Below are 26873 nucleotides of genomic sequence, written 5' to 3'. Positions count from 1 at the left end.
GACGACCCCCGCCCCGGCCGCAGCCGCCGCGCCCGTGGGCGCCCACGCGGCTCCGGCATCCGCCCCCGCGACGCCGCCGGCCGCACCCGCCCCGACCCCGCGTCCCGCCTCCGTGCCCGCCGCCTCGGCGTCGCCGGTGATCGCCAAGCCGCCGATCCGGAAGCTCGCGAAGGACCTCGGCGTCGATCTGTCGACGGTCACCGCCACCGGGCTGGCCGGAGAGGTCACCCGCGACGACGTCATCCGCCAGGCCTCGCAGGCGAGCGTGTTCCGCAACCTCGAGACGCCCGAGTGGGCGGGCGAGCGCGAGGAGCGCATCCCCGTGAAGGGCGTGCGCAAGGCGATCGCGAAGGCCATGGTCTCGTCGGCGTTCACGGCGCCGCACGTCAGCGTGTTCAGCGACGTCAACGCGACGCGCACGATGGAGTTCGTGCAGCGGCTGAAGAACTCGCCGCAGTTCGCCGGCATCCGCGTCAGCCCGCTGCTCGTGATGGCGAAGGCCATCATCTGGGCCGTGCGGCGCAACCCCACGGTGAACTCGTCGTGGACCGACCACGAGATCGTCGTGCACCACTACGTGAACCTCGGGATCGCCGCCGCGACCCCGCGCGGGCTCATCGTGCCGAACATCAAGGACGCGCAGGACCTGAGCCTGCGCGAGCTCGCCGAGTCGCTGAACCAGCTCACCCTGACCGCGCGCGACGGCAAGTCGACCCCGGCCGACATGTCGAACGGCACGATCACGATCACGAACCTCGGCTCGTTCGGCATGGACACAGGCACGCCGATCCTCAATCCGGGCGAGGTCGCGATCGTGGCCCTCGGCGCGATCAAGCAGAAGCCGTGGGTTGTCGACGGCGAGGTGCGCCCCGCGTTCGTCACGACCGTGGGGGCGAGCTTCGACCACCGCGTCGTCGACGGGGATGTCGCGAGCCGCTTCACCGCGGACGTCGCGGCCGTGCTCGAGGAGCCGGCCCTGCTGCTCGACTGAGCGGGGTCCGGCCGCGCGCCGCCCCCGTCCGCCGATCCGGACGGCCGACCTGGCCCGTTTCGGCGCATCCGGATCGGCGTACCCGTCCGCAAGCGCCGAAACCGTCCGGCTCGGTCCGGCCGCAGCTCGAACGCCGCTTATCGAGAACCGTTTTGACAATCGTTTTCGATAAGCCGTAGGGTCGGAGCATGACCCGCCGCCTCCTCGTGCCCGTGCTCGCCGCGAGCGCCGCCGCGCTCCTGCTCCTGTCCGGATGCGCCACCTCCTCCGCCGGCGCCCGGGACGACGGGAAGGTGCGCATCGTCGCCTCCACGAATGTCTACGGCGATCTCGCCGAGACCGTCGGCGGCGACGCCGTCGAGGTGACGAGCGTCATCGACGACCCGGACAAGGACCCGCACGAGTACGAGGCCGACGCCCGCACGCAGCTCGCGCTCTCCCGCGCCGACATCGTGATCGAGAACGGCGGCGGCTACGACGACTTCATGGACACGATGCTGAAGTCCGCGAAGAACGACGGCGCGACCGTCCTCAACGCGGTCGACCTCAGCGGCCTCGACCAGACGCCCGACTCCGGCGAGTTCAACGAGCACGTCTGGTACGACTACCCGACCGTGAAGAAGGTGGTCGCCGCGATCGGCGACGCCATCGCGAAGGCCGAGCCGAAGCAGAAGGCGGCGGTCGCCGACCGCACGGCCGCGCTGACGACCGAGCTCGACGGGCTGATCGCCGAGGAGGCGCAGCTGAAGACCGCGGCCGCCGGGCAGGGCGTCGCGATCACCGAGCCGGTGCCGCTCTACCTGCTCGAGGCCTCCGGCTTCGAGAACCGCACCCCGGACGAGTTCAGCGAGGCCGTCGAGGAGGGCACCGACGTGCCCGCGCTCGTGCTCGACGACACCCTGAAGCTGTTCAGCGAGCAGCGCGTCGCGGCGCTGGTCTACAACGCGCAGACGTCGGGACCGCAGACGGAGGCCGTCGTGAACGCGGCGAAGGCGGCGGACATCCCGGTCGTCCCCGTCACCGAGACCCTGCCGTCCGGCACGCACTACGTCGCGTGGCAGCGCGGCCTGATCGGGAAGATCGCGGACGCGGTCGGCGCTAGCGTCGGAGCGTGACCGACTCCGTCCTGTCCCTGCAGCACGCGGCGCTCGCACTGGGCGGCCGCGTGCTGTGGCGCGACGTGGACCTCGACGTGGCGCCGGGCGAGTTCGTCGCCGTGCTCGGGGCGAACGGGTCCGGCAAGACCAGCCTGCTCAAGACCGTGCTCGGCGAGCACCAGCTCAGCGGCGGCACGGCCCGGCTGCTCGGCACGCCGGTGCACCGCGGCGACCGCCGCATCGGCTACGTGCCGCAGCAGCGTCTCGCCGACGCCGGGATGCCGCTGCGCGCCCGCGACCTCGTCGGGCTCGGCGTCGACGGCCACCGCTGGGGAACCGGGCTGCCGAGTGCCGCTCGGCGCGAGCGCATCGATGCGGTGCTGGCCGAGGTCGGCGCGACCCGGTACGCGCGGGTGCCGGTCGGGCTGCTCTCCGGCGGCGAGCAGCAGCGGCTCCGGATCGGGCAGGCGCTCGCCGGCGATCCCGCGCTGCTGCTCTGCGACGAGCCGCTGCTCTCGCTCGACCTGCGCCACCAGTACGAGGTGAGCGAGCTCATCGACCGCCGCCGTCGCGACCGGGGCGTCAGCGTGCTGTTCGTGACGCACGACGTGAACCCGGTGCTCGACTACGTCGACCGGGTGCTCTACCTGGCGAACGGCCACGCGCGCATCGGCACCCCGGACGAGGTGCTGCGCTCCGACGTGCTCAGCGAGCTGTACGGCTCCCCCGTCGAGGTGCTCCGCACCGGCGGCCGGGTCGTCGTGGCGGGCGCGATCGAGGATCCGCACCATCACGACGAGGACCACGCGCCCGAGGCCGGCGCCCCGCACCTGCACGACCCGAGCGGACCGGCGGACACCCGCCACCGCGACGGCGAGGCGGTCGATCACGCGGATGCCGGGCACGCCGCGGGGCGGGAGGCCGGCCGATGATCGACTGGTCTGACATCTTCGACTTCTCCGACTACGGCGCTCTGCTGGTGCTGCTGCAGAACTCGATCATCGCCGGCGCGGTGCTCGGCATCGTCGGCGGGCTCATCGCGGTGTTCGTGATGCAGCGCGACATGGCGTTCGCGGTGCACGGCATCAGCGAGCTGAGCTTCGCGGGCGCCGCCGCCGGGCTGCTGCTCGGCATCGGCGTCGTGCAGGGCGCGGTGGCGGGCTCGCTCGTCGCGGCGGCGCTCATCGGCCTGCTCGGCGCCCGGGCGCGCGACCGCAACTCGATCATCGCCGTGCTGATGCCGTTCGGGCTCGGCCTCGGCATCCTCTGCCTGAGCCTGTACTCCGGGCGGTCCGCCAACAAGTTCGGCCTGCTCACCGGCCAGATCGTCGCGGTCGACGACCCGCGGCTCACGACGCTGCTCGTGATCTGCGCGGTCGTGCTCGCCGGGCTGGTCGTGCTGTGGCGCCCGCTGACCTTCGCGAGCCTCGACCCGGACGTCGCGGCGGCCCGCGGTGTGCCGATGCGGGGCCTGTCGCTCGGCTTCATGCTGCTGCTCGGACTCGCGGTCGCGGTCAGCGTGCAGATCGTCGGGTCGCTGCTGGTGCTGTCGATCCTCGTCACGCCGGCCGCGGCGGCGATGCGGCTGACGTCGTCCCCCGTCGGCGTCCCGCTGCTCAGCGCCGGGTTCGCGACGCTGTCGCTCGTGGGCGGCATCCTGCTCGCGCTCGGCGCGAGCATCCCGATCAGCCCGTACGTCACCACCATCTCGTTCGCCATCTACGGCATCGCCCGGCTGATCGCGCTCGGCAGGAGCCGCCGGCAGCGACGTATCCTGGCGGCGATCTCGGAGGCAGCATGACCGCGCGTCGCAACACCTGGCAGAAGGAGGCCGTCCGCTCGGCCCTCGGCCGGGAGGACGGCTTCGTCAGCGCCCAGTCGCTGCACTCGTCGCTGCGCGACTCCGGCTCGGCGGTCGGGCTCGCCACCGTGTACCGCGCGCTGGCGGACCTCGAGGAGACGGGCGAGGCGGATGCGCTGCGCCAGGACGGCGAGAGCCTCTACCGCGCCTGCACACCGGGCACGCACCACCACCACCTCATCTGCCGCAGCTGCGGCCGCACGGTCGAGATCGCCGCGGACGAGGTCGAGGACTGGGCCCGGGCCGTCGCCGCGCGCAACGGGTTCACCCAGCCGGAGCACGTCGTCGACGTCTTCGGCCTCTGCGCCGAGTGCACCGCGCGCCAGGAGGCAGGGGCGTCGACCGCCGGAGCGCCGAGCGCCGGGGCGTCGACCGCCTGATCCGGGTCGCGGATCACCGGGGGTGGCGATCCGCCGCGCGAACGCCCTGATCCGCTCCGCGAACGGTCGTCCGCATGCGCCTCCGGGCTGACCCGCGCGCGTGCGGCCGCGGGGTGACATCCGGGTGAGCGGCGCGTACGCTCCTCTGCAGGAGATCGGCGGACGGGGTGGGCCCGAGTGCTCTCCGCAACCAGCCGTCCCGCCGGCATGCGATTGGCGATCAGGGAGCCAGCATGACCACGGACACGAGCGCGCCCTCGCGGCGCAGCTGGACTCGACGCAGGATCGCCGCGATCCTGGCCGGAGGACTCGTCCTCGGCATCGGAGCGGCGGTGACGCTGGCGGCCTGGAACGACTCCGAGTTCGCGAAGAGCACCTTCACGGCCGGCACGTTCAACCTGCAGGGCAGCACCGACGGCGCCGCATTCAGCGACCACACGACCTCGACCGGCGCGGCCGCGATGACGATGTCGGCCAACGCCTCGAAGCTCTCCCCCGGCGACATCGCGTACGCGCCGTTCGCCGTGCAGCTCACGAGCGCGACCACGAACAACGCGCTCGTCACGCTGACGACGGCCGGCACCACGGGCGAGGCCGCGGCGTACACCTACACGGTGTTCACCACGAGCACGTTCGGCTGCAGCGCCGCCTCGACGGCCGTGACGACGCTCGTGCCCGCCGGCACGGCGCTCACCACGACCGGCGGCACCGCGCCGACGTTCACGCTGACGGCGGCGACCACGCCCGTCCCGACCAACCTGTGCTTCAAGATCACGGCCGGCGCGAGCATCACGCAGGGCACCGCGACGACCGCGACCTGGCAGTTCGCGGCGCAGTCGCAGTAGCGGATGGGAGGGGACGGCACGTCGTCGTCCCGGCTGTCCCGGAGCGTCAGGCTCCGGGCGGCGCTCGCCGCCGCGACGGTGCTCGGCCTCACGGCCGGCATCACGGCGGCGAGCTGGAGCGACGCGGAGTACACGCGAGGCGGGCTGACCGCGTCGACGTTCGGCATCCAGGCGAACGTCGCCGGCACCGGCTTCGCCGATCACCCGACCGCGCCCGGCGCCGCGTTCACGCTCGACGCCGTCGGCGTGTACGCCGGCTGGACCGGCTACACGCCGGTGCTGCTGCGCACGATCCCGGGGTCGGTCGCGGGCACGGCCGCGCTGTCCGGCGCGACGCTCGGGGGCGCGGACGCCGCGACGCTCGGCGCGGCGCTGCGCTACCGGGCCGTGCTCTCGGCGACCTGCGACGCCACGGCCTTCACCGGCGGATCGACGTTCCTCGTCGGCGGCACGGCGACGACGGTGCCGCTGACGACGGCCCAGCAGGCCGGCACGATCTCCCTCGTCGCGAACCAGGCCTCGACCACCCCGCTCTGCCTCGAGCTGTCGCTGCCGACCGCCGCCCCCACGAGCCTCGCCGCGAAGACCGCGACCGCGCAGTGGACGATCACCGGGACGTCGTCGTGATCCGCCGGCGGATCGTCGACGTCGCGCTGTGGCTGGCCGCCGCGGCCGGGGTGCTCTGCATCGCGGCCGTGGTCGCGGCGACCGTGTTCCACGTCACGCTGATCATGTTCTCGACCGGGTCCATGTCGCCGACCATCCCGGCCGGCTCGCTCGCGGTCGTGCATCGCATCCCCGCCTCCGAGGTGCGGCTCGGCGACGTGGTCACCGTCGACCGCGACGGCCAGCTGCCGATCACCCACCGCGTCGTCGGCATCGACCGCACCGCGGGGGCCGAGGGCTTCCGCACGATCACGCTCCGCGGCGACGCGAACGCCGTCGACGACCCGGCGCCGTACGTCGTGTCGACGGTGCGGATCGTCTGGTGGTCGGTGCCGGGGCTCGCGCGGGTCGTCGTCTGGTTCTCGAACCCGCTCGTGCTCGGCGGCATCACCCTGGGTGCCGCCGCGCTGGTCACCTGGGCGTTCTGGCCGCGTCGCCGGCCGCCGGAGGACGGGGATGCGGACGGTGGCGGCGGCCATGATGCCGGCGAGGACGGCCGCGACGGCCGCGACGGCCGCGACGCCGGCGAGGAGCCGGATGCCGACGAGGAGACCGCCCCTGGCCCCCCGCGCCGCCGCATCACGATCACCGCGTTCCGCGCCGCCGTGCCCGCCGCCCTCGGGCTGCTCGCCGCCGCGTCCATCGGCGCGGGATCGCTGCCGGCGGCCGCGGCGACGCAGGAGCGCGTCGTGCGCTCCACCTACCTCGTGCTCACGTCGGTCGGCGACGCCGACACGATGGCCGACCTCGCGCCCGCGGAGTCGGCGGACTGGGAGGTCGGCGTCGCGGTCGACACGACCCGGATGACGGACGGCGACCTGCGCGGCACGGTGCACATCGGGCTGGGACTCGATGGCGACCCGGCTGCGGCCTCCGGACTCGACGTGGAGGTGCTGGGCTGCGCCGAGCGCTGGGAGGCGGGCGCCTGCCCGAGCGGCACGGAGCTGTGGCTGCCGCGCACCCCGGTGGCCGACGCGGTGTCGCCGGTGACGGCGTTCGACGCCCGGCAGCTCGCCACGACGGCCATCGACGCGCCCCGCTGGGCGCTGGTGCGGGTGACCCGCGACGGCGCGGCGGCCGGTGCGACCGCGCCGCTGCGCCTGCAGGCCTGGGCGGAGGGCGACTCCGCCGGCGTGGGTGCCGGCGGGCTCGCGCCCGGCGGCACCGGGTCCGGCGGCGGTGCGCGACCCGGCGGCCTCCCGATCACCGGTCTCGACGCCGCGCCCGCGCTGCTCGGCGCCCTCGGCGCGATCGCCGCCGGGCTGCTGCTGGCCGGTGGAGCCCGCCTGCTCCGCCGGCGGCGGGCGTCCTCGGGCGACGCGGCGGCGCGGACGGGAGGCGTCTCGTGACGGGCCGCCGGGCCGCGGTCTCCGGCGTCGTCCTGGCCGCGCTCCTCGCGGCCGGGATCGGCTTCGGCGCGGGCGCCGCCGTCGGGCCGACCGCCGCGAGCTGGAGCGACACCGAGGTCATGACGGGCACGGCGACGAGCCGCGCGATCGTGGCGCCGACGAAGCTGACGTGCGTCGCGCCGTCCGGACTGCTCACGGGCCCGATCAGCTACACCTGGACCGCCCCGGTCGGCAGCACGCCGACGAGCTACACCTTCGCGTGGGCCGGCAGCGCCGGCACCGGCGCGGTGATCGTGCCGGCCGGCACCACGACGGCCTCGATCGGCACCGGCACGCTGCTGAGCCTCGGCGGCACGTCGATGGTGGCGGTGTCGGCGAACTACGGGTCATGGACCTCGGCGCAGGCGCCGAACGGCAGCTTCTCGACGATCAGCGTCCTCGGCGCGATCGTGAGCTGGACCTGCGCGAGCGGCGCCTGACCGCCCCGAATTGCCGATACCACAGGGGTCCGGTAGCATCGGAGGGTTGCGCGGCGTGCCGCGCTTCTTCTTGTGCCCCGCCGGACGGCCGCGCTCGCCGCGGACGGACGGTATCGGGGTGCCGACAAGTGATCTTGGGTGCCGCGGAACCTCCGCGGCACGGTAGCCGAAAGGGAACCACCATGGCCAACGTGTGCCAGGTGACCGGAGCCGTTCCCGGCTTCGGACACAACGTGTCGCACTCGCACCGCCGGACGAAGCGCCGCTTCGACGTCAACGTGCAGAAGAAGACCTACTACGTGCCGTCGCTGCGTCGGAACGTCACCCTGACCGTGTCCGCCAAGGGCATCAAGGTGATCGACGCCCGCGGCATCGAGGCTGTCGTCAAGGACATCCTCGGCCGAGGGGAGAAGATCTGATGGCCAAGAAGGCTCAGGACGTCCGTCCCATCATCAAGCTGCGTTCGACCGCGGGCACGGGGTACACCTACGTGACCAAGAAGAACCGCCGCAACGACCCCGACCGCATCGTGCTGAAGAAGTACGACCCCATCGTGCGCAAGCACGTCGAGTTCCGAGAGGAGCGCTGACCCATGGCGAAGAAGAGCAAGATCGCGAAGAACGACCAGCGCCGTGTCATCGTCGAGCGCTACGCCGCGAAGCGTCTCGAGCTGAAGAAGCAGCTCGTCGACCCGGCCGGCACGGACGAGTCCCGTGAGGAGGCCCGCCTGGGTCTGCAGAAGCTCCCGCGCGACGCGTCGCCGGTCCGTCTGCGCAACCGCGACTCCATCGACGGCCGCCCGCGCGGTGTCCTCAGCCAGTACGGGATCTCCCGCGTCCGGTTCCGCGACATGGCGCACCGGGGAGAGCTTCCCGGCATCACCAAGTCTTCCTGGTAGGTTGTGACGCGGTTCCGGGCCCGAAAGGCCTGGAATCCCGGGACTCCGTGAGATAACGACACGGGATCCGCGGAGTTCACACATACCCAGAGAAGGTCCAGGAGGACATCCATGGCTGACACCCTCAACAAGTCCGAGCTCGTCTCGGCCATCGCGGCGGAGACCGGCCAGAGCCAGGCCGCCGTCTCGGGCGTGATCGACGCCTTCTTCGGCGTCGTCTCGCAGTCGGTCGGCAAGGGCACGAAGGTCTCGATCCCCGGTTGGATCGCCTTCGAGCAGGTGCACCGCGCCGCGCGCGAGGGTCGCAACCCCGCCACCGGCGAGGCCATCAAGATCGCGGCGTCGACCGGCGTCAAGGTCTCCGCGGGCTCGAAGCTGAAGGCCGCCGCCAAGTAAGGCTCCTCCGCTCCACGCCAGGGGGCGCCGACCGCGAGGTCGGCGCCCCCTTTCGCGTCCCCGCGCCCCGCGATCCGGGGAGAGCCCCAGCCGCGCGGCCGTAGAATCCGGGGGTGCAGCGCGCCGTCAGGGTCCTCGGTCCCGCCGCGCTCCTCGCGGGCGCGGTGGCCGTCGTCATCCCCGCGCTGATCCTCGGGGGCGCCGTCACCTCCCCGCTCCGCATCGATCCGGGCGTGGTCGCGCGCTGGGGCGCCCCGGTGTCGCGGATGCTCGTCGACCTCAGCGTCGCCGTCGTCGTCGGCGCCCTCGCGCTCGCCGTGCTCGCGCTGCGCCAGGGGGAGCGCGCCTACGACCGGACGATGGACATCGCGGCCGCCGGCTCCGCCCTCTGGACGGTCGCCTCCGCCGCCACCGGCGTGTTCGTGTTCTGGAGCGGCTTCGACGTCGCCCCGAGCCTCGACCCGTCGTACGGCACCTCGCTCGGCCAGTTCGCGAGCAGCTCGCTCGGGCAGGCCTGGCTCGTGATGACGCTCGCCGGCGCGCTGCTCACCGTCGTCTGCTTCGCGGTGCGCAGCCAGAAGCTGCTGCTCGGCGCCGTCGTCATCGCCGTGGCCGGGCTGGTGCGGCTGTCGAACGAGGGCCACGCCGGCGACAGCTCGACGCACGACGTCGCCACGACCGCGCTCTGGTTGCATCTCATGTTCGCGGCGCTGTGGCTCGGCGGGCTCGTCACCATCGCCCTGCTGCGCGGGGTGCTCGACCGCGACCGGCTTCCGGTGGTGCTCGCGCGCTACTCGACGTTCGCGCTCATCTCCTTCGTCGTCGTGGCGGCCTCCGGGTACGTGTCGGCGTCGGTGCGCGTCGGGTCGCTGCCGAACCTGCTCACGCCCTACGGGCTCCTCGTGCTGGTGAAGGTGGCGGCGCTGCTCGCGCTCGGACTGTTCGGCGCCGCGCAGCGCCGCGCGCTGATCGGCCGGATCGCCGCCGGCGCGCGCGCGCGGACGTTCTGGATCCTCGTCTCGGCCGAGCTCGTCTTCATGGGAGTGGCGTCCGGCGCCGCCGCGGCGCTCGCGGCCACGGCGCCGCCGGTCGCCGACACCGGCACCAGCGAGATCACGTCGCCGACGCCGGCAGAGCTGCTCACCGACCGCGCCCTCCCGCCGGAGCTCACGCCGATCCGCTGGATCACGTCGTGGAACCTCGACCTGCTGTGGGTGCTCGTGGTCGGCTTCGGCACGCTGTTCTACGTGCTCGGCGTCGTGCGCCTGCGCCGCCGCGGCGACCGCTGGCCGTGGCACCGCACCGCGCTCTGGATCGTCGGGATGGCGCTGCTGCTCTGGGCGACGAACGGCATGCCGAACGTCTACCAGGAGTACCTCTTCAGCGTGCACATGACCGTGCACATGCTGCTGAGCATGGCGATCCCGATCTTCTTCGTGCTCGCCGCGCCGATGACGCTCGCGCTGCGCGCCATCCGCAAGCGCGACGACGGCAGCCGAGGGCCGCGCGAGTGGCTGCTCTGGGCGCTGCACTCGCCGATCGCGAACGTGCTCACCCATCCGCTCGTCGCCGCCGGCATCTTCGCCGGGTCGCTCTGGGTGTTCTACTACTCGCCGCTGTTCCGCTGGGCGACGACCGATCACCTCGGGCACATCTGGATGACGGTGCACTTCCTCGTCGTCGGGTACCTGTTCGTGCAGACGCTCGTCGGCATCGACCCGGTGCGCTCGCGGCCGCCGTATCCGCTGCGGCTGCTCATCCTGCTCGCGACGATGGCGATGCACGCCTTCTTCGGCCTCGCGATCATGAGCTCGACCGGGCTGTTCCTGGCGGACTGGTTCGGCGCGATGGGCCGCACCTGGGGCGCGACCCCGCTCGCCGACCAGCAGGCCGCCGGCGGCATCGCGTGGAGCATCGGCGAGGTGCCGACGGTGTCGCTGGCGATCCTCGTGGCTGTGCTCTGGGCGCGCAGCGACGCCCGCGAGGCGAAGCGGGTCGACCGCAAGGCCGACCGCGACGGCGACGCCGACCTCGAGGCCTACAACGCGATGCTCGCGGAGCGCGCCGGCCGGTCGTAGCCGTACGGCCGGTGCAGCGCCGGGCCGGCGCCGGTGCAGCGCCGGGCCGGCGCCGGTGCAGCGCCGGGCCGGCGCCGGCTCAGCGCCGCAGAATGCGGGCGAGGGCGTCGATGCCGTCCGGGATGCGCTCGGCGTCGATCCGCCCGAAGCCGAGCACCAGTCCGCTGCGCTCCGGGCGGTGCACGTGGTACTCGTCGAGCGCCTCGACGCGGATGCCGGACGCCGCGGCGGCGTCGCGGAGCCGCCGCGCACTGACCGCCGCATCCGGCGCGAGCAGCGCGGCCAGGTGCAGGCCGGCGGTGGCGGGAAGGGGTGCGAGCACGCCTTCGAGCCGGTCGGCCAGCGCCGCGCGGAGGGCGTGCTGGCGCGCCTCGTAGTGCCGGCGGGCGGTGCGGGCGCGGGCGGCGAAGCGGCCGGACTCCAGCAGCGCGGCGAGCGCGGTCTGCGGCACCGGGTCGAGGGCGTGCTCGCCCGTGCGCCGCACGAGCAGCGCGGCCGGACGCAGCGACGGCGGCACGATCGCGAAGCCGAGCCGCAGGCCCGGGAGCAGCGACTTCGAGAACGTGCCGATGTAGACCACCCGGCCTGCGCGGTCGAGCGAGTGCAGGGCGTCGAGCGGGCGTCCGCCGTAGCGGAACTCGCTGTCGTAGTCGTCCTCGACGATCGCGGCGCGGTGGGCGTCCGCCCAGGCCAGCAGCTGCTCGCGCCGCGGCCGCGACATCGGATGCCCGAGCGGGAACTGGTGCGACGGCGTCGTGTAGACCAGCCGCGCGCGCGGCGGCAGCAGGTCGACGCGGATGCCCTCGCCGTCGACCGGCACGTGCTCGACGCGCGCGCCGAGCACGGCGAGCAGCTCGCGGATCGGCGGATAGCCCGGCTCCTCGACGGCCACGACGTCGCCGGGGGAGAGCAGCGCGCGCGCGACGAGCGCGATCGCACCCTGCGCGCCGGACGCGACGATCACGTCGTCCGGATCCGCGCGGACCGCGCGGCTCAGGCGCACGTGCCGCGCGATCGCCTCCCGCAGCGCGAGCACGCCGGCGGGATCGCCGTAGCCGCCGGGCAGGGGAGAGGTGGGCCGCAGGGCGTGCGCGACCTCCCGCCGCCACTCGTCGCCCGGGAAGAACGCCGGATCGGGCACGCCGACCGCGAAGTCGTGCACGACCGGCACCGGGGACGCCGTCGGCGGCACGGGCACGGTGGCCCCCGGGTCCGCTTCCGCGAGCAGGCGGCGCAGGAGCGGCGAGGGCTCCAGTGCGGTTGCGGCGCGCGGCGTCCGGCGCCGGCGAACCGGCGGCGGCCCGGACACGAAGGTGCCGGCGCCGACGCGGGCGGAGACGAGCCCCTCGCCGAGCAGGCGGTCGTAGGCGGCCGCGACGGTGTTCCGGGCGATGCCGAGCTCGGCGGCCAGTGCGCGGGTCGCGGGGAGCCGCTCGCCGGGCAGCAGTGCGCCCTCGGCGATGGCGTCCGCGAGCTGGCGGAACAGGGGTCCGACGAGCTCGCCGGAGTCCGGCAGCGTGAGATGCAGCTCCACGCGCGGAGCGTATCCCGCATTGGCCCATCGGATCCAGTGCCGATCGGACCTGGGGATGGGCCGCCATCCGGAGCAGGATCGGAGCCATGACCAGGATCTCGATCTCCCAGACCAGCGGTGCCGGCTACCGGAAGGTGGTGGCGCTGAACCAGTACATCGACGACGCGGTGGATCCGGTGCTCAAGGACCTCGCCTTCCTGCGCGCGTCGATCGTCAACGGCTGCAACTACTGCGTCGATGCGCACGCCGCCGACCTGCTCGGGGACGGGGTGCCGCAGCGCAAGGTGTCCGCCGTCGCCGCGTGGCGCCACTCGGAGTTCTTCACGCTCCGGGAGCGGCTCGTGCTCGAGCTCGCCGACTCGATCACCGCGATCGGCGAGGACGGCGTCTCCGACGACCTCTACGGCCGGGGGCTCGCGGCGTTCAGCGAGCAGGAGCTCGGGGACCTGATCCTCGCGGTCGGGCTCATCAACCTCTGGAACCGGATCGCGATCCCGACGCGGATGCAGCCCGAGGAGCCGCTGGAGTCTGCCGCCGCCGCCGGCTGAGGCTTCGACAGGCTCAGCCGTCCGTGTCGCGCAGCGCCCCGAGCTTCGCCGTGCCCCCGTCGAGTCGCACGTCCCAGCTCGCGGTGAACTCCACGTCGCGGTCGAGGTCCGAGACCGCCCCGTCGAAGATCGAGCGCACCTCCACGGCGAGGTGGGCGGTGCCGGGGGAGGGGATCGTGATCCAGGCGTCGGCGCCGTCGACCGGCTGGAGGCGCACGGACGGCCGGTCCGGCACGGTCCAGGCCGGCGTCGAGGCGAGCCGGTCGGTCACCGCCTCGCCGAACGGGCAGCCGGGCGGGTAGAGCACCGTCTGGGCGGCGCAGGCGTCCAGCACCCCGCCGACGGCCTTCCGCACCGCGGCCGTGAAGCGCGGGGTCGCCTCCAGCGCCACGTCGGTCGCCGCCTCGGCACCCGGGTCGGCGAGCACCAGGTCGCCGGCGTCGGCCGTCACCATCGGATCGCCGAGGTCGACCTTCCAGGCTCCCGGCACGAGCATCGCGAACGGCGTGCCCGCCGGCGTGCCTCGCTGGACCGCGGCCGTGTCGACCCGATGGCCGCCGACGCGCACGGCCGTGCCGCCGGAGACGGCGAAGCGCACGGTGGCGATCGGGTTCTGCGCGAAGCGCCACTGCGGCAGCACGCCGGCGACGGCGGGCTCCTCGCGCAGCCGGAGCGTCGTGCGGTGCACCGAGCCGGTGTGTCGCCACTCCACGTCGACCAGGCGGATGCCGGCGCCGCCGTCGCGCTCGCGGAGGACCTGCGCATCCGCGGCGCCGGTGAGGCCGGAGACGCCGAGCAGGTCCGTGCGCGCGGCCGGCACCGAGACGCCCGGCATCGCGAGGGCGCCGGCCGCGTCGCCGCGCGCCAGGGCGTCGAGGTACACCTTCGCGAAGGCCGTCGCGCTGAACACGGCGGTGCGCGCGACGAGCACGCCGGAGGTCGTCACGACGAGGAGCAGGACGACGGCCACGACCCAGGGGAGAACGGACCGGCGCACGGGCACATCCTAAGTAGAGTGGCTTGCCTCCCCCGCCAGCTGGAAACCGGAGTCGTCATGCCGCTGCCCGCGCTCTCACCCGAGCAGCAGGCCGTCTACGACCGGATCGAGACCACGCGGGAGCACATCTTCGTGACCGGCCGGGCCGGCACCGGCAAGTCGACGCTGCTCGAGCACCTGTCGTGGAACACGTCGAAGTCGATCGCGATCTGCGCCCCGACGGGCGTGGCCGCCCTAAACGTGGGCGGGCAGACGATCCACTCGCTGTTCCGTCTGCCGATCGGCGTGATCGCCGACACCGAGCTGCAGCAGGGTCCGGAGCTGCGCAAGCTGCTCGGCGCCATCGAGACGCTGGTCGTCGACGAGGTGTCGATGGTCAGCGCCGACCTGCTCGACGCGATGGACCGCGCGCTGCGCCAGGCGCGCAACCGCAAGGAGGAGCCGTTCGGCGGCGTGCAGCTCGTGCTGTTCGGCGACCCGTGGCAGCTCGCCCCGGTGCCGGGCGACGAGGACGAGCGCGCCTACTACGCGGATCGCTACCGGTCGATGTGGTTCTTCGACGCGAAGGTGTGGCTCGAGACCGACCTCACGATGTTCGAGCTCGGCACGATCCACCGCCAGCACGAGCTCGAGTTCAAGCAGCTGCTCACCGCCGTGCGGCACGGGACGGTGACCGCCGAGATGGCGCATCGTCTCAACAGCGTCGGATCCCGGCCGGCCCCGCAGGACGGCACGATCACGCTCGCCACCACGAACGCGACCGTGGCGCGCATCAACGCGCAGCAGCTCGGGCGCCTGCCGGGACGCGCGCTGACCGCACGCGCAGAGGTCACCGGCGACTTCGGCAGCCGCACGTTCCCGGCCGACGAGCGGCTCGAGCTGAAGGTCGGCGCCCAGGTGATGTTCCTGCGCAACGACGCCGGCGCCGACGGCCGCTGGGTCAACGGCACGATCGGCACGGTCACGAAGGTGCGCGACACGGTCTTCGTCGATGTGGGCGGCGAGGAGCACGAGGTGCAGCCGGCCATCTGGGAGCGCTACCGCTACCGCTACTCGGCCGCCACGCAGACGCTGCAGAAGGATGTCGTGGCGGAGTTCCAGCAGTTCCCGCTCCGGCTCGCGTGGGCGGTGACGATCCACAAGTCGCAGGGGCAGACGTACGAGAAGGCGATCGTGGATCTCGGACCGCGCTCGTTCGCCCCCGGGCAGACCTACGTGGCGCTGTCGCGGATCACGGCGCTCGACGGGCTGTTCCTCACCCGCCCGCTGCGGCCGAGCGACATCATCGTCGACCCCCGGGTGCGCGAGTTCATGGAGCGTGTCGCGCCCATCCCGGCCGCCCGGGCGTAGCCCTCGTCCGCCCGCGACTCCGATGGCCGAGCAGCGCTCCAGCGACGCAACTCCGATGGCTGGGTAGCGCGCTCCAGCGCGCGTACCGAAGCCCGATGTCGGCAGACACGGGGCTTCGATACGCCCCTCGCCCCTCGGGGCTGCTCAGCCACCGGAGTGGTGCTGGTCGAAGTCGAAGTGGTGCTCCGGGGCGCCCTCGCCGGCCCGCGTGGACGCGAGCGCCGGTGTCGCGAGCGCGGCGATGACGAAGGCCCCCGCGGCCACGCCGGCCAGGAACCGCAGCGGGCGCGGATCCGGACGGGCCGGCCGCGATCCGCGCCGCATCCAGAGCGCGATCCCGACGGCCACGCCGATGTCGAACAGCGACGCGGTCGCGAGCGGGAGGGGCCGCAGCTCGGGCAGCACGGCCGTGAGGTGCGCGGCGTTGCCGACGAGCAGCGCGACCACCCAGGCGAGCACCGGCACGAGCGCGCCGATCAGCGCGAGGCGCGGGCGCGGCGGTGTGCCGCTCGCGAGGCAGGCGACGCCCCAGGTGCCCTCCGCCGCGGCGACGAGGCCGAGCACGACGGCGAGGGCGACGGGGGCGCCGGACGCCATCCCGAGGTGCACGATCGCGGCGCCGAGCGCGAGCAGGCCGAGCCAGATGCGCACGACCGGTGACACGGAGCGGCGCGGGTCAGGCGACGCGGGCGCCGGGGCGGCGCTCGGCGCCGAGGCCGACCGCGAGCAGCACGACGGAGCTCGCGAAGTGGAGCACGTTGTCGGCCGCGTTGATCGCGAGGATGTTGAAGCCGCTGTCGATGAGGAACAGCCCGGCGATGCCGAGCACCAGGTACGCGCCGCCGATGACGGTGTTGACGGTCTTCGCCGATGAGCGGCTCGCGAGGGCCGCCACCGCGAGGATGAGGCCGATGGCGAGGTGCGCCACGTTGTGGAACAGGTTCACCTGGAAGACGCCGAACAGCGTGCCGCCGGACTCGGAGAAGAATCCGACGCCGCCGGTCACGAAGAAGCCGAGCACCCCGATCACGATGAACAGCAGACCGAAGACCAGGCCCAGGATCCGATTCGGCGATGACGACATCGCGCACCCCTGCTTTCCGAGCGCTCGGGCAGCGCCCCCCGCGGTCAGGCTAACCGCGGTCGGGTTCCGCGGCAATCGCTCACCCGCCCAGCTGGTCGGAGAGGAACGTCGCCGTACGCGCGAACGCGAGTCCCGCGGCCTCCTCGTCGAGCTCCGGCACCGACGCGTTGGCGAAGCCCCGCGCGGCGCCCTCGTACTCGTGCCGGGTCACCGGCGTGCCGTGATCGAGGAGCCGCGACACGAAGCCGTCCGGGTCCGAGCCGGCCGGCCAGATGGCGTGCTCGGCGAGGTGCAGCATCACGGGGGCCGGGATGAGGGTGTGGTCGGCGGAGCCGAGCGTGGCGTCGTAGGCGACCACGGCATCCGCGGTGCCCTGCTGGGAGCGGTTCAGCGCGAGCGCCCCGCCCATGCCGAAGCCGATGAGCCCGACGCGCGACGAGCCCTCGCCGCGGGCCTGGGCGACCGCGTCGTCGACGAGGCCGACCGCGTGCTCGACGCTGAGCGCGCCGAGCAGCCGGCCGGCGGTGCCGGGATCGATGGTGCCGACGCCGTCGTAGAGGTCGGGCACGAGCACGCGCACCGAGATGACGCGGGAGAGCGCCTCGGCGTACTGCTCGAGCCACGGCAGGCGTCCGTAGCGGTCGTGCACGATCACGACGGCGGGAGCGCCGGGGGAGCCGAAGCGCAGCGGCGTGCCCGGCTCGGGCAGCGGCACCAGCTCGTCCACGCCTCCGACCCTAGGCGGTCGCCGCTGGGGAGCCGGTGAGGCGACGGCGGCCGCGGCATCCGGATCGGTGGACCGATCGGTCTGTACACCTGTCGGATCGCGGTCTAGCCTGACCATCATTCAGGGACTCCCAGGTCTCAGCGGGGCGGGGGCGGCATGAGCGAGACGGCATCCGGGGCGGTCGGCGTCGTGCGCCGGCGGCGGGGCCTCCACATCCAGTCCAAGCTGCTCGTGATGCTGCTGGCGGTGAGCATCCTCGCCGCCGCGGTGGTCGGGGTGATCGGCTATCTCAGCGGGCGGGACTCGCTGCGCGAGGCGGCGCTGCAGCAGGTGACCTCGCTGCGGGAGTCGCGGGCCTCCGAGCTGGAGCGCACCTATGCGGGCATCGAGCAGGCGGTGATCCTCGACAGCCGCAACCACAACTCGGTCGAGGCGGTCCGGGCCTTCGACGCCGGCTGGCGCGACCTGCGGGATGCCCCGGTCTCGCCCGCCGACACCGCCGCCGTCGACGCCTACTACGCCGACACGTTCGTGCCGGGACTCGAGCAGCAGACCGGCGAGGCGAGCGATCCGACCCTGTTCGAGCCGACGGACCCGGCGCAGACCTACCTGCAGCTGCATTACACGGTGCCGTTCACCGACTTCGACAAGTCGATCGCGGTCGACGACGCCGGCGACGGCAGCGCCTGGTCGGCGGCGCATGCCCGGTACCACGACTACTTCCGGGCGCTCGTGCAGCAGCTCGGCTACGAGGACGTGCTGCTGCTGAACACCACGGGCGACGTCGTCTACTCGGCGTACAAGGGCGTGGACCTCGGCACGAACGTCGAGACCGGCCCCTACTCGCACGACGGGCTCGCGTCGGTGTACCGGGCCGCGCTCGGCTCGAACTCGATCGACGCCGCGGCGGTGACCGACTTCGATCCGTACCAGCCCTCGCTCGACGTGCCGACGGCCTGGATGGCCTCGCCGATCGGGGAGGGCGGCGTCATCAGCGGCGTGCTCGCCGTGCAGGTGCCCGTCGAGACCATCGACCAGGTCATGACCGACGGCGGCCACTGGCAGCGCGACGGGCTCGGCACGACGGGCGAGGCGGTGCTGGTCGGGCCGGACAGGACGCTGCGGAGCATGCCGCGGCTGCTGGCCGAGCATCCGAAGGCGTACCGGGCCGCGGTCGTGTCCGCGGGCACGGCGCCGGCGGTCGCGGACCGGCAGGTCGCGACGAAGCGGGCCGTGCAGCTGCAGCCGGTGCTCACGACGTCGGTCGACCGGGCGCTGCGCGGGCAGACCGGCACGGTGATCGGCCGGGACTACGAGGGGAAGGAGACGCTCGCCGCCTACGCGCCGATCGACATCGACGGCCTGCAGTGGGTGATCGTCGCGAAGGTCGACACCTCCGAGGCGTTCGGGCCGGTCGACGACTTCACGCGGAACATCGTGCTGTCGACGGCCGCGATCATCGTGCTCATCGCGCTGCTGTCGCTGCTGCTCGCGCAGGTGTTCGTGCGGCCGGTGCGCACGCTGCAGACCGCGGTGAACCGGGTCAGCGCGGGGGAGGTCGGGGCGGAGATCCCGGTGCTCGGCGCCGACGAGTTCGGCGACCTCGGCGCCGCGTTCAACGACATGAGCCGCAACCTCAAGGTGAAGCAGGACCTGCTCGACGACGAGCGCGCCGAGAACGAGCGGCTGCTGCTGACGCTGATGCCGGAGGCGGTCGCGGAGCGCTACCGCCAGGGCGAGGAGACGATCGCCGAGGAGCACCAGGACGTCACCGTCGTCTTCGCGGACCTCATCGGCGTCGACCGGTTCGGCTCGGGCCGCTCGGCGATGGAGTCGGTCGGGGCGCTGAACGGGCTCTGGAAGTCGTTCGACGAGGCCGCGGCGCGGTTCGGAATCGAGAAGGTGCGCAACACCCAGCGCAGCTACCTGGCCAGCTGCGGTCTCACGGTGCCCCGCGTCGACAACTCGCGGCGGGTCGTCGAGTTCGCCCGCGAGCTCGCGGACATCGTGGCGCGGTTCAACGCGGCGCAGGGCACCGACCTCGGCATCCGCGCCGGCGTCGACACCGGCACGGTCACGAGCGGGCTGATCGGGCGCACGTCCGTCGTGTTCGACATGTGGGGCGACGCCGTGAACCTCGCCTACCGGCTCCAGGGCGATGCGCCGCAGCCCGGCATCTACGCGACGCAGCGGGTGATCGACCGGCTGGCCGACCAGTTCGCGGTCGCGGAGGCGGGCAGCGTCGACACCCAGTCCGGCCCGCAGCGGGTCTGGCGCATCGAGAGCGCATCGTGATCGACCTCTGGCAGCAGCCCTGGTTCTGGCCGGCGCTCGCCGTGGTGGTCGGGCTGCCGGTGCTGCTGCTCCTGTTCACGGAGCTCTCGGCCGTGCTCGAGCACCGCGGCCGGCCGGGGGCGGCGAAGCTCGTCCGCTTCGGCCGCAACTGGATCCTGCCGAGCGCGGCGCTGCTCATCGTCGTCGTGCTCGCCACGCAGGGCTCCGGCGAGAAGCCCGACTTCACCTGGTCGCGCCTGGTGGCGACGCTCTTCGGCTTCCTCGCCATCCTGTTCGTGCTGAACGGCGTGAACCTCGCCCTGTTCGCCGGCGCCCGCGAGGGCAGCTGGCGAGAGCGGCTGCCTTCGATCTTCATCGACATCGCCCGGCTCCTGCTCGTCATCGTCGGCCTCGCCGTGCTGTTCCAGCTGGTCTGGAACGCGGATGTCGCCGGCTTCTTCACCGCGCTCGGCGTCACCTCCATCGTGGTCGGGCTCGCGCTGCAGAACGCGGCCGGCAGCGTCGTGTCCGGCCTGCTGCTGCTGTTCGAGCAGCCGTTCCGCATCGGCGACTGGCTCGACACCGGATCGGTGCGCGGCCGCGTCGTCGAGGTGAACTGGCGCGCGGTGCACATCGAGACGGGGGAGGGGCTGCAGATCGTGCCGAACGCCTCCCTCGCCGGCAGCTCGTTCACCAACCTCAGCCGCACCGGCGGCGCGTTCGGCGTCACCGTGACGGTCGGGTTCACCACCGACGATCCGCCCGCGGCGGTGAAGTCGCTGCTCGTCGCGGTCGCGACCGGGCTGCCGCAGCTCGTGACCGGCACGACGCCCTCCGCGGTCGCGCTCGGCGGCACGTCGTACGCCGTGAGCTTCGAGGTGCCGGGCCCGGCCGCCGAGGGCGGCGCCGTCGACACGTTCCGCACCTGGCTCTGGTACGCGGCGCGGCGCGCCGGACTGGGACTCGACGGCGACACCACCGACGACTTCGTCACCCCGGAGCGGACGCGGGCGAGCCTCGAGCGGATCGCGCCGCTGCTGCAGGTGCCGCCGGCCTCCGACGACGTGGAGGCGCTGCTGCCCCGGGTGCGGCTGCGGCGGTACGCGGAGGGGGAGACGATCATGCCCGCCGGCACGGTGCCGGCCGCCGTGCTCTTCGTGCTCGCGGGCACGGTGCGGCTCGCGCGTCCGCTGGCCGACGGCGGCGCGACGGTCGGCCGCGTCGAGGCGGGCGACTACCTCGGCGCGAGCGCACTCACCCGCGAGGCGGTCGGCGCGGACGCCGTCGCGTCCACCGAGCTCGCACTGCTCGAGGTGCCCGGCGACGTGGTCGACGAGCTGATCGTGCGCCGGCCGCGGCTCGCCCGCGACCTGCAGGAGGCGATCGACCGCCGTCGCGCCGAGGAATCCGCGACGGCCTGAGCCGCCTCCGGTCGGACGCGCGTCGCGGGGCGGGCGGCGGATCCCCAGCCGGCGCGCCGCCGCCGCCGCTACGGTCGGGCCCCATGGGTCCGCTGGTCTCCCGGGTGCTCGGCGCGCTCGACCGCGTCAACGCCGCGCACCCGTGGTCGCACAACGACGCGCACGCGGGCTGGATCCTGCGGCAGGCCGGGATCGTGCGCCGCGCCGGCGGCCGCCGGGCGCTCGATGTCGGCTGCGGCACCGGCACGCTGGTGCGCCGCCTCGCCGGCGTTATCCCCGACGTGGTCGGCTTGGAGCCGGATGCCGCCACCGCCGCGCTCGCACGGCGGACGGTCCGCGACGTGCGCGGCGCCCGCATCGTCCAGTCGGCGTTCGGCGATGCGACGGTGCCGGACGGCCCGTTCGACCTCGTCGTGCTCGTGGCCTCGCTGCACCACCTGCCGCTGCGGCCGACCCTGCGCGCGCTGCGCGGCATGATCGCGCCGGGCGGACGGCTCCTGATCGTCGGGGTGGCCGACGACGAGGACCGCGCGACGGGCGGACGGGCCGGGCTCGCCCGCGAGGTCGCGTCGATGACCCTGAACCCGATCGTCGGACTGCTGCGGCATCCGCGTCGTGCGGTCGCGCCGCCGGAGGGGATGACCGCTCCGACCGCGCCGGCGGCGGAGACGCTCGACGAGGTGCGCGCCGCCCTCGCGGAGGAGCTGCCGGGCACCCGGATCCGCCCGACGCTGTTCTGGCGCTACCGCGCGGTGTGGGTCGCGCCATGAGCGCGACGGTCCTGCTGCGGTACCGGTATCCCGACGGACGGCTCCAGGCGTCGATGCCGCTGCACGTCGTCGAGGACGACGGCGCGACCGTGGTCGGATGGCTGGCGCCCGGTACCGAGATCCTCTACTGGGCGGCGGCCGACGGCACCGACCCGCGCGGCATCCCGCTCGATCGGCGGTTCCTCGGCGACCTCGGCACGGCACGGCGCACCTGGTCCGGCGAGGGGGTTCTCCGGGTGATCCCGCTCGCCGAGCCGTGGCAGGCGATCCACTTCCGGCACGCAGACGGCTCGTTTGCGAACTGGTACGTGAACCTCGAGGCGCCGAAGCGCCGCGACGGCGACGTGCTCGAGACTGTGGACTGGCACCTCGACCTCGTGATCGACCCGGACCTGCGCCCGACCTGGAAGGACGAGGACGAGTCGGATGCGGCGGTCGGCACGCCGTATCTGCGGCCCGCTGATCTCGCGGCCGCGCGCCGCGCCGGCGAGGCGATCGCGGCGGATCCGGCGGCCTGGCTGGAGCGGATCGGCGACTGGCGCGGGTTCGAGCCGCCCGCGACCTGGGGGCCGCTCAGGCTGCCGGAGACGGAGCTCAGCCGAGCGTGACGGCGACCCCGCTCTCGGCGGAGGTGACCGCGGCATCCATGAGCTTCAGCGTGCCGAGGTTGTCGCGGCCGGAGATCGAGGGCTCGTCGCCCGCAGCGATGGCCCGCGCGAGCTCGGCGACCGAGCCGAGGCGGTCCGTGTAGCGCACGTCGGGGAGCTTCAGCGCGCGACGGCGGCCGCCGCGCGGCGTGACCCAGGCCTTGTCGAGCGCCGGGTTGTCGTCCTCCCGCGACCGGAACTCGATGACGCCCTCGGCGCACTCGATCGTCCAGTAGCCGGCCCACGGCGTGCTCGGCGCCGGGCTGACCCAGCTGCCCGAGTAGTCCACGGTGACGCCCGCGCCGAAGCGGACGACGGCCGCGGCCTCCGCGTACTCGCGGTAGTTGCTCCACGGCGGGTTCGAGGCGCTGCAGAACACCTGCTCGGCGTCGCCGAACAGCATGCGCATGAGGTCGAAGTGGTGCACCGACATGTCGACGAGCAGCGGATGCCGCAGCGCGTAGTGCTTGTTGCCCTCGACCGGCGCGTCGTTGTCCCAGCGGCGGAAGTGCAGGGTGACCGCGCCGACGGGCCCGAACTCGCCCGAGTCGAGCAGCTGCTTCACGGCGAGGGGCGCCGGGTACCAGCGGTAGTTCTGGCTCACCGCGAGCAGCAGCCCGGCGTCGGCGGCGGCCTGCGCCACCTCGGCGGCCTCCTCCGGCGTCGGGCCGAACGGCTTCTCCACGAGCACGTGCTTGCCCGCCGCGATCGCCTCGCGGGCGACGGGCAGGTGCGCCTCGACGGCGGTCGTGACGATCACGGCCTCCGCCTCCGGGTGCTCGGCGAGCGCGGTCGCGAGGTCGTCGTAGAGCGGACCCGCGGCCTTCCCGAGCTCGGTCTCGAACTGGGTGCGCAGCGCCGGGATGAGCTCGACCGAGGCCACCACCTCCACCAGCTCGGGTGCGGTGCGGAGCATCTCGCCCCAGTTGCGGCCCCAGCCGCCGAGTCCGACCTGGATGATGCGCAGCGTCATGCGGTCAAGCCTAGGCAGGCGCGGCCGTCGGATGCCGGACGGACCTGCCGGTCGTCGACGCACGCGGTGCCGATCAGGATCACGCGGGACGGCCGGGAATCGGTCATGCCGTCGGTGGAGTCGGCGCCCCCGCCGCCGTGCCGCGATCGAGCACGGCGGAGAGGCCGGACCAGTCGCCCGCGGCATCGGGTCCGGCCGCGGCCGGGTGGAGCTCCCGTCGCCACTCGGACAGCAGCGCGCCGGCGAGCTCGGTCGGATGCGGGCGGACCTCGACGTCGCCCGGCATCGCCGCGATCTCCGCGACGCTCGCGGCACGCCGAGCGTCGTCGGGCGCGCCGGCGCGGTGATGCGCCGTCCCGGCAGCCCGGTCGCGCAGCTGCATGGCCGTGACGAGCGCCGCCCGGAGGACGCCGAGCAGCAGGTGGGAGCCGATCAGCGCGTCGCCGCGCCCGAAGCGGCTCGCGGCCAGGGCGAGGTCGAAGCGCGCCGAGCGGTCGGGAGGCGGATCCGGGAGCAGCATCCGCCCGCCCGTGATGCGCAGATCGACACGCCGGCCGTCCGCCGTGACGAGGCGCACGACCTGCGCGTCGCCGTCCTCCGCGATGGTCCACGCCCAGAGCTGGCTGCCGTCGAGCGAGTCCACGGCGAGGTCGTCGGCGAGCGCGAGCTCCGCGTCGAGATCGCTCCAGCCGTCCGTCGTCCCTGCGGAGGCCGAGCCGGAGGGCCAGACGCTCGAGCCTGGCGGGACGATCTCGCGGAGGTGCATGACCATCGCGTGCTGCCAGTCCGTCATCCGGTCGACGCTACCGGGCCGTCGGAGCGCCGGCGGCGGTGTCACCGGGGAGTGCGAGCATCGGAGCATGGATCTCCAGGTGATCATGGTCGGCATCGACGCCCGCGATCCGGCGGCCGCGCTCGTCGCACACCCCGACGGCACCCGCGTGCTGCTCACGCCCGACGAGGTCCGGCGGATCGGGGAGTGAGCGCCGTGCAGCCGGAACTCCCGCCCGCCGTCGCGGACCTGGTCGCGCAGCTCGCGGCCGTGCCGCACGTCGTCGCTGTCGCGCTCGGCGGGTCTCGCGCGGCCGGCACCGCGACGGACGACAGCGACTGGGACCTCGGCGTCTACTACGAGGTCGGCTTCGATCCGTCGGACGTCCGTGCGCTCGGCCACCGCGGCACGGTGACGGAGCTGGGGGAGTGGGGCGGCGGCGTCTTCGACGGCGGCGCCTGGCTCGATCTCGACGGCACGAAGGTCGACCTGCTCTGGCGCAGCACAGCGGTGATCGAGCACGAGCTCGCCGAGGCGCGGGCAGGCAGGTGGCGGATCGAGCCGCTGATGTTCCACGTCGCCGGCATCCCCACCTACCTCCTGCTCGCGGAGCTCGCGCAGAACCGCGTGCTCGTCGGCGAGCTGCCGACGCCGGAGTACCCGACGGCACTCCGCCGGGCGGCGGGCGAGGGCTGGGCCGGACGCGCCGAGCTGAGCCTCGGCTACGCGGCCGAGGCGCATGCACGGCGGGGGCGGGTGACGACGGCACTCGGGCTGCTCGCGGTCGGCGCCGCCGAGTACGCCCATGCGATCGCAGCCACACGGGGTGTCTGGGTGACGAACGACAAGACGCTCCTGGCGCTCGGCGGCATGCACGAGGCGGACGGGATCGTCGCCGCGATCCCCGCCGGTGCCGACCCGGCGGCCCTGTCGGAGGCTGTAGACCGGGTGCGGGAGCTCGGGCGCTCCGTCCTCGCGGCGGCGCGCGAAGAGGGCTGAGCGCCGGAGCGCCGGCGGCGCCTCAGCGCTCGGAGCCGAGCATCCGAGCGCGGGCCTCCAGCGCGGTGCGCTCCGCCTCCGTCGGCGCCAGCTCGGCCGCGGCGACGTATGCCGCACGCGCCTCGTCGCGACGCTCCGCGCGCTCGAGCAGATCTGCCCGGGCTGCCTGCAGCAGGTGGAGGTCGTCGGCGCCGTCGACCGTGTCGAGGAGGCGGAGACCGGCCTCCGGCCCGTCCGCGCGTCCGGCCGCGATCGCCCACGCGATGCGCTGCGCCGGACTCCCCGCCACCCGGGCCAGCAGCGCGTGGAGCGCCGCGATCCGCATCCAGTCGGTGTCGTCCGGGTGCTCGGGGCGGGTGTGCTCGAGCGCGATCGCCGCCTGCAGCGTGTACGCCCCGACGGGCTCGCGCAGGTGCGCGGCCGCCTGGGTCGCCTCGGCGACGCGCTGCTCGGCCTCAGCGATCGCGACGCGATCCCAGCGGCTCCGGTCCTGCGCGTCGAGCAGCACGGCGGCCCCCGCCGCGTCGAAGCGCGCAGCCCGCCGCGCGTGCTGCACGGCCATCAGCGCGAGCAGCCCGGACGTCTCCCGCGCCCCGGCCGATCCAGTCGGCAGCACCTCGTGCAGCAGACGGCCGAGCCGGAGCGCCTCCCCCATGAGCTCGCCGCGCGCCGGGTCGGCGTACCCGCTCGTGAAGAGCAGGTAGACGACGCCGAGCGCGGCGTCGACTCGCGCGGGCAACTCGGCCGGCCCGGGCACGCGGTACGGGATGCCGGCGTGCGCGATCTTCGCCCGCGCCCGCACGAGCCGCTTCTCCATCGCCGCAGTTCCGGTGAGGAACAGTCGCGCGATGTCGGCCGGCGCCAGCCCGAGCACGGTGCGCAGGGTCAGGGCGACCCGGCTCTCGATCGGGAGCGCCGGGTGCACGCAGGTCAGCAGCAGACGGAGCCGGTCGTCGTCGAGGGCCAGGTCGTCGGTCAGTCCCGTCTCCTCGGGATCGCGGTCGAGCATCCCGCGCTCCACGGCCTCGCCGTACCGGTGCGCGGTGGCGTCGCGGCCGTCCGCGCGGCGCAGCAGGTCGATGCCGCGCCGCCGTGCGGTCGTCACGAGCCAGGCCGCCGGGTTCGACGGGATGCCGTCGCGCTCCCAGGCGACGAGCGCGCGCTCGCAGGCGTCCTGCAGCGCGTCCTCCGCGACCTGCCAGTCGCGCACGGTCGCGATGACCGCGCCGATGATGCGGGCGTGGTCGGCCGCGACCGCCCCCGCGAGGGCGGCCGCGGCATCCGACCGCCGCGGGTTCACCCCTCGAAGGGCCAGACCGGACGCACCTCGATGCGGCCGAACCGCGCCATCGGATGCCGCGCGGCGATGTCGATCGCCTCGTCGAGGTCGTCCGCCTCGATGAGGTCGAAGCCCGCGATCCACTCGCGGGTCTCGGCGAACGGGCCGTCGGTGACGAGGCGCTCGCCGCCGCGCACGCGCACGGTGGTCGCGTCCTCGATCGGCCGCAGCCGGTCGCCGGCGAGGTGCTTGCCCCGCGACTCCAGGTCTCCGAACCACTCCTCGATGTTGTCCTGCGCGGCGTCGTACGGCTCCGCGGCCGGGTCGGTGCAGACGAACAGCACGTACTGCATGTTCCACTCCCTCTCGTGAGCGGCGACGCTCGCCGTCTCACCAGGATGACGCCGCACCGCCGCCGATCAGGACACCCCGCGGGAACTTTCTCTCCGGCGCCGTCG

31 protein-coding genes are annotated in these 26873 nt (G+C 73.9%); 22 read left to right on the top strand and 9 right to left on the bottom strand.

Annotated features, from left to right (window positions below):
• The 14 genes from AC1RSJ_RS08360 to AC1RSJ_RS08295 form a co-directional block, all read left to right on the top strand.
• Positions 1-991, top strand: a 991-nt coding sequence (locus tag AC1RSJ_RS08360) for a dihydrolipoamide acetyltransferase family protein (protein ID WP_493117900.1), incomplete at its 5' end; no start/stop codon positions are given.
• Positions 992-1179: 188 nt separating this feature from the next.
• On the top strand, positions 1180-2106 hold the full coding sequence (locus tag AC1RSJ_RS08355) for a metal ABC transporter solute-binding protein, Zn/Mn family (protein WP_493117899.1): 927 nt from the start codon (positions 1180-1182) through the stop codon (positions 2104-2106).
• Positions 2103-3020 (top strand): metal ABC transporter ATP-binding protein, encoded by a 918-nt coding sequence (locus tag AC1RSJ_RS08350; RefSeq protein ID WP_493117898.1) that lies wholly within the window; start codon positions 2103-2105, stop codon positions 3018-3020. Before AC1RSJ_RS08355 ends, AC1RSJ_RS08350 begins: the two co-directional genes overlap by 4 nt.
• Entirely contained in the window at positions 3017-3889 is an 873-nt protein-coding gene (locus AC1RSJ_RS08345) for a metal ABC transporter permease (protein WP_493117897.1), read from the top strand. The genes AC1RSJ_RS08350 and AC1RSJ_RS08345 overlap by 4 nt, the downstream gene beginning before the upstream one ends.
• Positions 3886-4329 (top strand): Fur family transcriptional regulator, encoded by a 444-nt coding sequence (locus AC1RSJ_RS08340; protein ID WP_493117896.1) that lies wholly within the window; start codon positions 3886-3888, stop codon positions 4327-4329. Before AC1RSJ_RS08345 ends, AC1RSJ_RS08340 begins: the two co-directional genes overlap by 4 nt.
• A gap of 233 nt (positions 4330-4562) precedes the next feature.
• Positions 4563-5174, top strand: coding sequence for a SipW-dependent-type signal peptide-containing protein (locus AC1RSJ_RS08335; protein WP_493117895.1), 612 nt, complete (start codon positions 4563-4565; stop codon positions 5172-5174).
• 3 nt (positions 5175-5177) lie between these two features.
• Positions 5178-5801, top strand: a complete 624-nt coding sequence (locus AC1RSJ_RS08330) for a hypothetical protein (protein ID WP_493117894.1) — start codon at positions 5178-5180, stop codon at positions 5799-5801.
• The gene (locus AC1RSJ_RS08325) at positions 5774-7189 is read left to right on the top strand and encodes a signal peptidase I (RefSeq protein ID WP_493117893.1); all 1416 of its coding nucleotides are present in this window, start codon (positions 5774-5776) and stop codon (positions 7187-7189) included. Before AC1RSJ_RS08330 ends, AC1RSJ_RS08325 begins: the two co-directional genes overlap by 28 nt.
• Complete coding sequence (locus tag AC1RSJ_RS08320; RefSeq protein ID WP_493117892.1) at positions 7186-7668, top strand: hypothetical protein; 483 nt, start codon at positions 7186-7188, stop codon at positions 7666-7668. Before AC1RSJ_RS08325 ends, AC1RSJ_RS08320 begins: the two co-directional genes overlap by 4 nt.
• 182 nt (positions 7669-7850) lie before the next feature.
• Entirely contained in the window at positions 7851-8087 is a 237-nt protein-coding gene (rpmB, locus tag AC1RSJ_RS08315; RefSeq protein ID WP_493117891.1) for a 50S ribosomal protein L28, read from the top strand.
• Complete coding sequence (gene rpmG / locus AC1RSJ_RS08310; protein ID WP_493117890.1) at positions 8087-8257, top strand: 50S ribosomal protein L33; 171 nt, start codon at positions 8087-8089, stop codon at positions 8255-8257. The genes rpmB and rpmG overlap by 1 nt, the downstream gene beginning before the upstream one ends.
• Positions 8258-8260: 3 nt before the next feature.
• Complete coding sequence (rpsN, locus tag AC1RSJ_RS08305; protein ID WP_493117889.1) at positions 8261-8566, top strand: 30S ribosomal protein S14; 306 nt, start codon at positions 8261-8263, stop codon at positions 8564-8566.
• 111 nt (positions 8567-8677) lie between these two features.
• On the top strand, positions 8678-8962 hold the full coding sequence (locus AC1RSJ_RS08300) for an HU family DNA-binding protein (protein ID WP_493117888.1): 285 nt from the start codon (positions 8678-8680) through the stop codon (positions 8960-8962).
• A gap of 113 nt (positions 8963-9075) precedes the next feature.
• The gene (locus tag AC1RSJ_RS08295; RefSeq protein WP_493117887.1) at positions 9076-11040 is read left to right on the top strand and encodes a bifunctional copper resistance protein CopD/cytochrome c oxidase assembly protein; all 1965 of its coding nucleotides are present in this window, start codon (positions 9076-9078) and stop codon (positions 11038-11040) included.
• Between the two features lie 79 nt (positions 11041-11119).
• Here the strand turns inward: AC1RSJ_RS08295 and pdxR are convergent, their stop codons facing one another.
• Positions 11120-12574, bottom strand: coding sequence for a MocR-like pyridoxine biosynthesis transcription factor PdxR (pdxR, locus tag AC1RSJ_RS08290; RefSeq protein WP_493117886.1), 1455 nt, complete (start codon positions 12572-12574; stop codon positions 11120-11122).
• Between the two features lie 86 nt (positions 12575-12660).
• Here pdxR and AC1RSJ_RS08285 point away from each other — a divergent pair, with 86 nt between their 5' ends.
• The gene (locus tag AC1RSJ_RS08285) at positions 12661-13122 is read left to right on the top strand and encodes a carboxymuconolactone decarboxylase family protein (RefSeq protein WP_493117885.1); all 462 of its coding nucleotides are present in this window, start codon (positions 12661-12663) and stop codon (positions 13120-13122) included.
• A 13-nt stretch (positions 13123-13135) separates the two neighbouring features.
• Here the strand turns inward: AC1RSJ_RS08285 and AC1RSJ_RS08280 are convergent, their stop codons facing one another.
• Positions 13136-14119 carry a hypothetical protein gene (locus AC1RSJ_RS08280; protein ID WP_493117884.1) on the bottom strand — a complete coding sequence of 328 codons (984 nt, stop codon included), beginning with the start codon at positions 14117-14119 and terminating at the stop codon, positions 13136-13138.
• A 57-nt stretch (positions 14120-14176) separates the two neighbouring features.
• Between AC1RSJ_RS08280 and AC1RSJ_RS08275 the strand changes: the two genes are divergently transcribed.
• Positions 14177-15469, top strand: coding sequence for an ATP-dependent DNA helicase (locus tag AC1RSJ_RS08275; protein ID WP_493117883.1), 1293 nt, complete (start codon positions 14177-14179; stop codon positions 15467-15469).
• Positions 15470-15613: 144 nt separating this feature from the next.
• Here AC1RSJ_RS08275 and AC1RSJ_RS08270 read toward each other — a convergent pair whose 3' ends face one another.
• From AC1RSJ_RS08270 to AC1RSJ_RS08260, 3 genes are all read right to left on the bottom strand, one after another.
• Positions 15614-16120 carry a hypothetical protein gene (locus AC1RSJ_RS08270; RefSeq protein ID WP_493117882.1) on the bottom strand — a complete coding sequence of 169 codons (507 nt, stop codon included), beginning with the start codon at positions 16118-16120 and terminating at the stop codon, positions 15614-15616.
• Between the two features lie 25 nt (positions 16121-16145).
• A complete protein-coding gene (locus AC1RSJ_RS08265) occupies positions 16146-16553 on the bottom strand; it encodes a DUF4383 domain-containing protein (protein ID WP_493117881.1) in 408 nt (135 codons plus the stop codon).
• Positions 16554-16632: 79 nt separating this feature from the next.
• Complete coding sequence (locus tag AC1RSJ_RS08260; RefSeq protein ID WP_493117880.1) at positions 16633-17280, bottom strand: dienelactone hydrolase family protein; 648 nt, start codon at positions 17278-17280, stop codon at positions 16633-16635.
• A gap of 156 nt (positions 17281-17436) precedes the next feature.
• On the opposite strand from AC1RSJ_RS08260, the gene AC1RSJ_RS08255 reads away from it, so the two are divergent.
• The 4 genes from AC1RSJ_RS08255 to AC1RSJ_RS08240 all read left to right on the top strand — a co-directional run bounded on the left by AC1RSJ_RS08255 (position 17437) and on the right by AC1RSJ_RS08240 (position 22353).
• On the top strand, positions 17437-19575 hold the full coding sequence (locus AC1RSJ_RS08255; RefSeq protein WP_493117879.1) for an adenylate/guanylate cyclase domain-containing protein: 2139 nt from the start codon (positions 17437-17439) through the stop codon (positions 19573-19575).
• Positions 19572-20975, top strand: a complete 1404-nt coding sequence (locus AC1RSJ_RS08250) for a mechanosensitive ion channel domain-containing protein (protein ID WP_493117878.1) — start codon at positions 19572-19574, stop codon at positions 20973-20975. The genes AC1RSJ_RS08255 and AC1RSJ_RS08250 overlap by 4 nt, the downstream gene beginning before the upstream one ends.
• Before the next feature lie 83 nt (positions 20976-21058).
• Complete coding sequence (locus AC1RSJ_RS08245) at positions 21059-21745, top strand: class I SAM-dependent methyltransferase (protein ID WP_493117877.1); 687 nt, start codon at positions 21059-21061, stop codon at positions 21743-21745.
• A complete protein-coding gene (locus tag AC1RSJ_RS08240) occupies positions 21742-22353 on the top strand; it encodes a ribonuclease FAU-1 family protein (protein WP_493117876.1) in 612 nt (203 codons plus the stop codon). The genes AC1RSJ_RS08245 and AC1RSJ_RS08240 overlap by 4 nt, the downstream gene beginning before the upstream one ends.
• On the opposite strand, the gene AC1RSJ_RS08235 is transcribed toward AC1RSJ_RS08240, so the two are convergent.
• Entirely contained in the window at positions 22340-23365 is a 1026-nt protein-coding gene (locus AC1RSJ_RS08235; RefSeq protein ID WP_493117875.1) for a Gfo/Idh/MocA family protein, read from the bottom strand. The two genes, AC1RSJ_RS08240 and AC1RSJ_RS08235, sit on opposite strands and share 14 nt — an antisense overlap.
• Positions 23366-23468: 103 nt before the next feature.
• Entirely contained in the window at positions 23469-24158 is a 690-nt protein-coding gene (locus AC1RSJ_RS08230) for a hypothetical protein (RefSeq protein WP_493117874.1), read from the bottom strand.
• Positions 24159-24225: 67 nt separating this feature from the next.
• Between AC1RSJ_RS08230 and AC1RSJ_RS08225 the strand changes: the two genes are divergently transcribed.
• Entirely contained in the window at positions 24226-24348 is a 123-nt protein-coding gene (locus tag AC1RSJ_RS08225; protein ID WP_493117873.1) for a hypothetical protein, read from the top strand.
• Complete coding sequence (locus AC1RSJ_RS08220; RefSeq protein WP_493117872.1) at positions 24345-25136, top strand: nucleotidyltransferase domain-containing protein; 792 nt, start codon at positions 24345-24347, stop codon at positions 25134-25136. The genes AC1RSJ_RS08225 and AC1RSJ_RS08220 overlap by 4 nt, the downstream gene beginning before the upstream one ends.
• Positions 25137-25158: 22 nt before the next feature.
• On the opposite strand, the gene AC1RSJ_RS08215 is transcribed toward AC1RSJ_RS08220, so the two are convergent.
• Entirely contained in the window at positions 25159-26436 is a 1278-nt protein-coding gene (locus tag AC1RSJ_RS08215) for an RNA polymerase sigma factor (protein WP_493117871.1), read from the bottom strand.
• Positions 26433-26768 carry a YciI family protein gene (locus tag AC1RSJ_RS08210; RefSeq protein WP_493117870.1) on the bottom strand — a complete coding sequence of 112 codons (336 nt, stop codon included), beginning with the start codon at positions 26766-26768 and terminating at the stop codon, positions 26433-26435. Before AC1RSJ_RS08210 ends, AC1RSJ_RS08215 begins: the two co-directional genes overlap by 4 nt.
• Between the last annotated feature and the right edge of the window lie 105 nt (positions 26769-26873).

Source organism: Schumannella sp. GW821-FHT10F01 (assembly GCF_058809295.1).
Note: the sequence above shows the minus strand (reverse complement) of the source record. Positions and strands in the feature narration are given on the sequence as shown.

Bases quoted from the DNA above. Each gene is read 5' to 3' on its own strand.
- AC1RSJ_RS08265 (WP_493117881.1), bottom strand. From the start codon at position 16,553: ATGTCGTCATCGCCGAATCGGATCCTGGGCCTGGTCTTCGGTCTGCTG.
- AC1RSJ_RS08355 (WP_493117899.1), top strand. From the start codon at position 1,180: ATGACCCGCCGCCTCCTCGTGCCCGTGCTCGCCGCGAGCGCCGCCGCG.
- AC1RSJ_RS08210 (WP_493117870.1), bottom strand. From the start codon at position 26,768: ATGCAGTACGTGCTGTTCGTCTGCACCGACCCGGCCGCGGAGCCGTAC.
- rpmB (WP_493117891.1), top strand. From the start codon at position 7,851: ATGGCCAACGTGTGCCAGGTGACCGGAGCCGTTCCCGGCTTCGGACAC.
- AC1RSJ_RS08335 (WP_493117895.1), top strand. From the start codon at position 4,563: ATGACCACGGACACGAGCGCGCCCTCGCGGCGCAGCTGGACTCGACGC.
- AC1RSJ_RS08345 (WP_493117897.1), top strand. From the start codon at position 3,017: ATGATCGACTGGTCTGACATCTTCGACTTCTCCGACTACGGCGCTCTG.
- rpsN (WP_493117889.1), top strand. From the start codon at position 8,261: ATGGCGAAGAAGAGCAAGATCGCGAAGAACGACCAGCGCCGTGTCATC.
- AC1RSJ_RS08245 (WP_493117877.1), top strand. From the start codon at position 21,059: ATGGGTCCGCTGGTCTCCCGGGTGCTCGGCGCGCTCGACCGCGTCAAC.
- AC1RSJ_RS08240 (WP_493117876.1), top strand. From the start codon at position 21,742: ATGAGCGCGACGGTCCTGCTGCGGTACCGGTATCCCGACGGACGGCTC.
- AC1RSJ_RS08225 (WP_493117873.1), top strand. From the start codon at position 24,226: ATGGATCTCCAGGTGATCATGGTCGGCATCGACGCCCGCGATCCGGCG.
- AC1RSJ_RS08255 (WP_493117879.1), top strand. From the start codon at position 17,437: ATGAGCGAGACGGCATCCGGGGCGGTCGGCGTCGTGCGCCGGCGGCGG.
- AC1RSJ_RS08235 (WP_493117875.1), bottom strand. From the start codon at position 23,365: ATGACGCTGCGCATCATCCAGGTCGGACTCGGCGGCTGGGGCCGCAAC.
- AC1RSJ_RS08275 (WP_493117883.1), top strand. From the start codon at position 14,177: ATGCCGCTGCCCGCGCTCTCACCCGAGCAGCAGGCCGTCTACGACCGG.
- AC1RSJ_RS08285 (WP_493117885.1), top strand. From the start codon at position 12,661: ATGACCAGGATCTCGATCTCCCAGACCAGCGGTGCCGGCTACCGGAAG.
- AC1RSJ_RS08300 (WP_493117888.1), top strand. From the start codon at position 8,678: ATGGCTGACACCCTCAACAAGTCCGAGCTCGTCTCGGCCATCGCGGCG.
- AC1RSJ_RS08230 (WP_493117874.1), bottom strand. From the start codon at position 24,158: ATGACGGACTGGCAGCACGCGATGGTCATGCACCTCCGCGAGATCGTC.
- rpmG (WP_493117890.1), top strand. From the start codon at position 8,087: ATGGCCAAGAAGGCTCAGGACGTCCGTCCCATCATCAAGCTGCGTTCG.
- AC1RSJ_RS08330 (WP_493117894.1), top strand. From the start codon at position 5,178: ATGGGAGGGGACGGCACGTCGTCGTCCCGGCTGTCCCGGAGCGTCAGG.
- AC1RSJ_RS08340 (WP_493117896.1), top strand. From the start codon at position 3,886: ATGACCGCGCGTCGCAACACCTGGCAGAAGGAGGCCGTCCGCTCGGCC.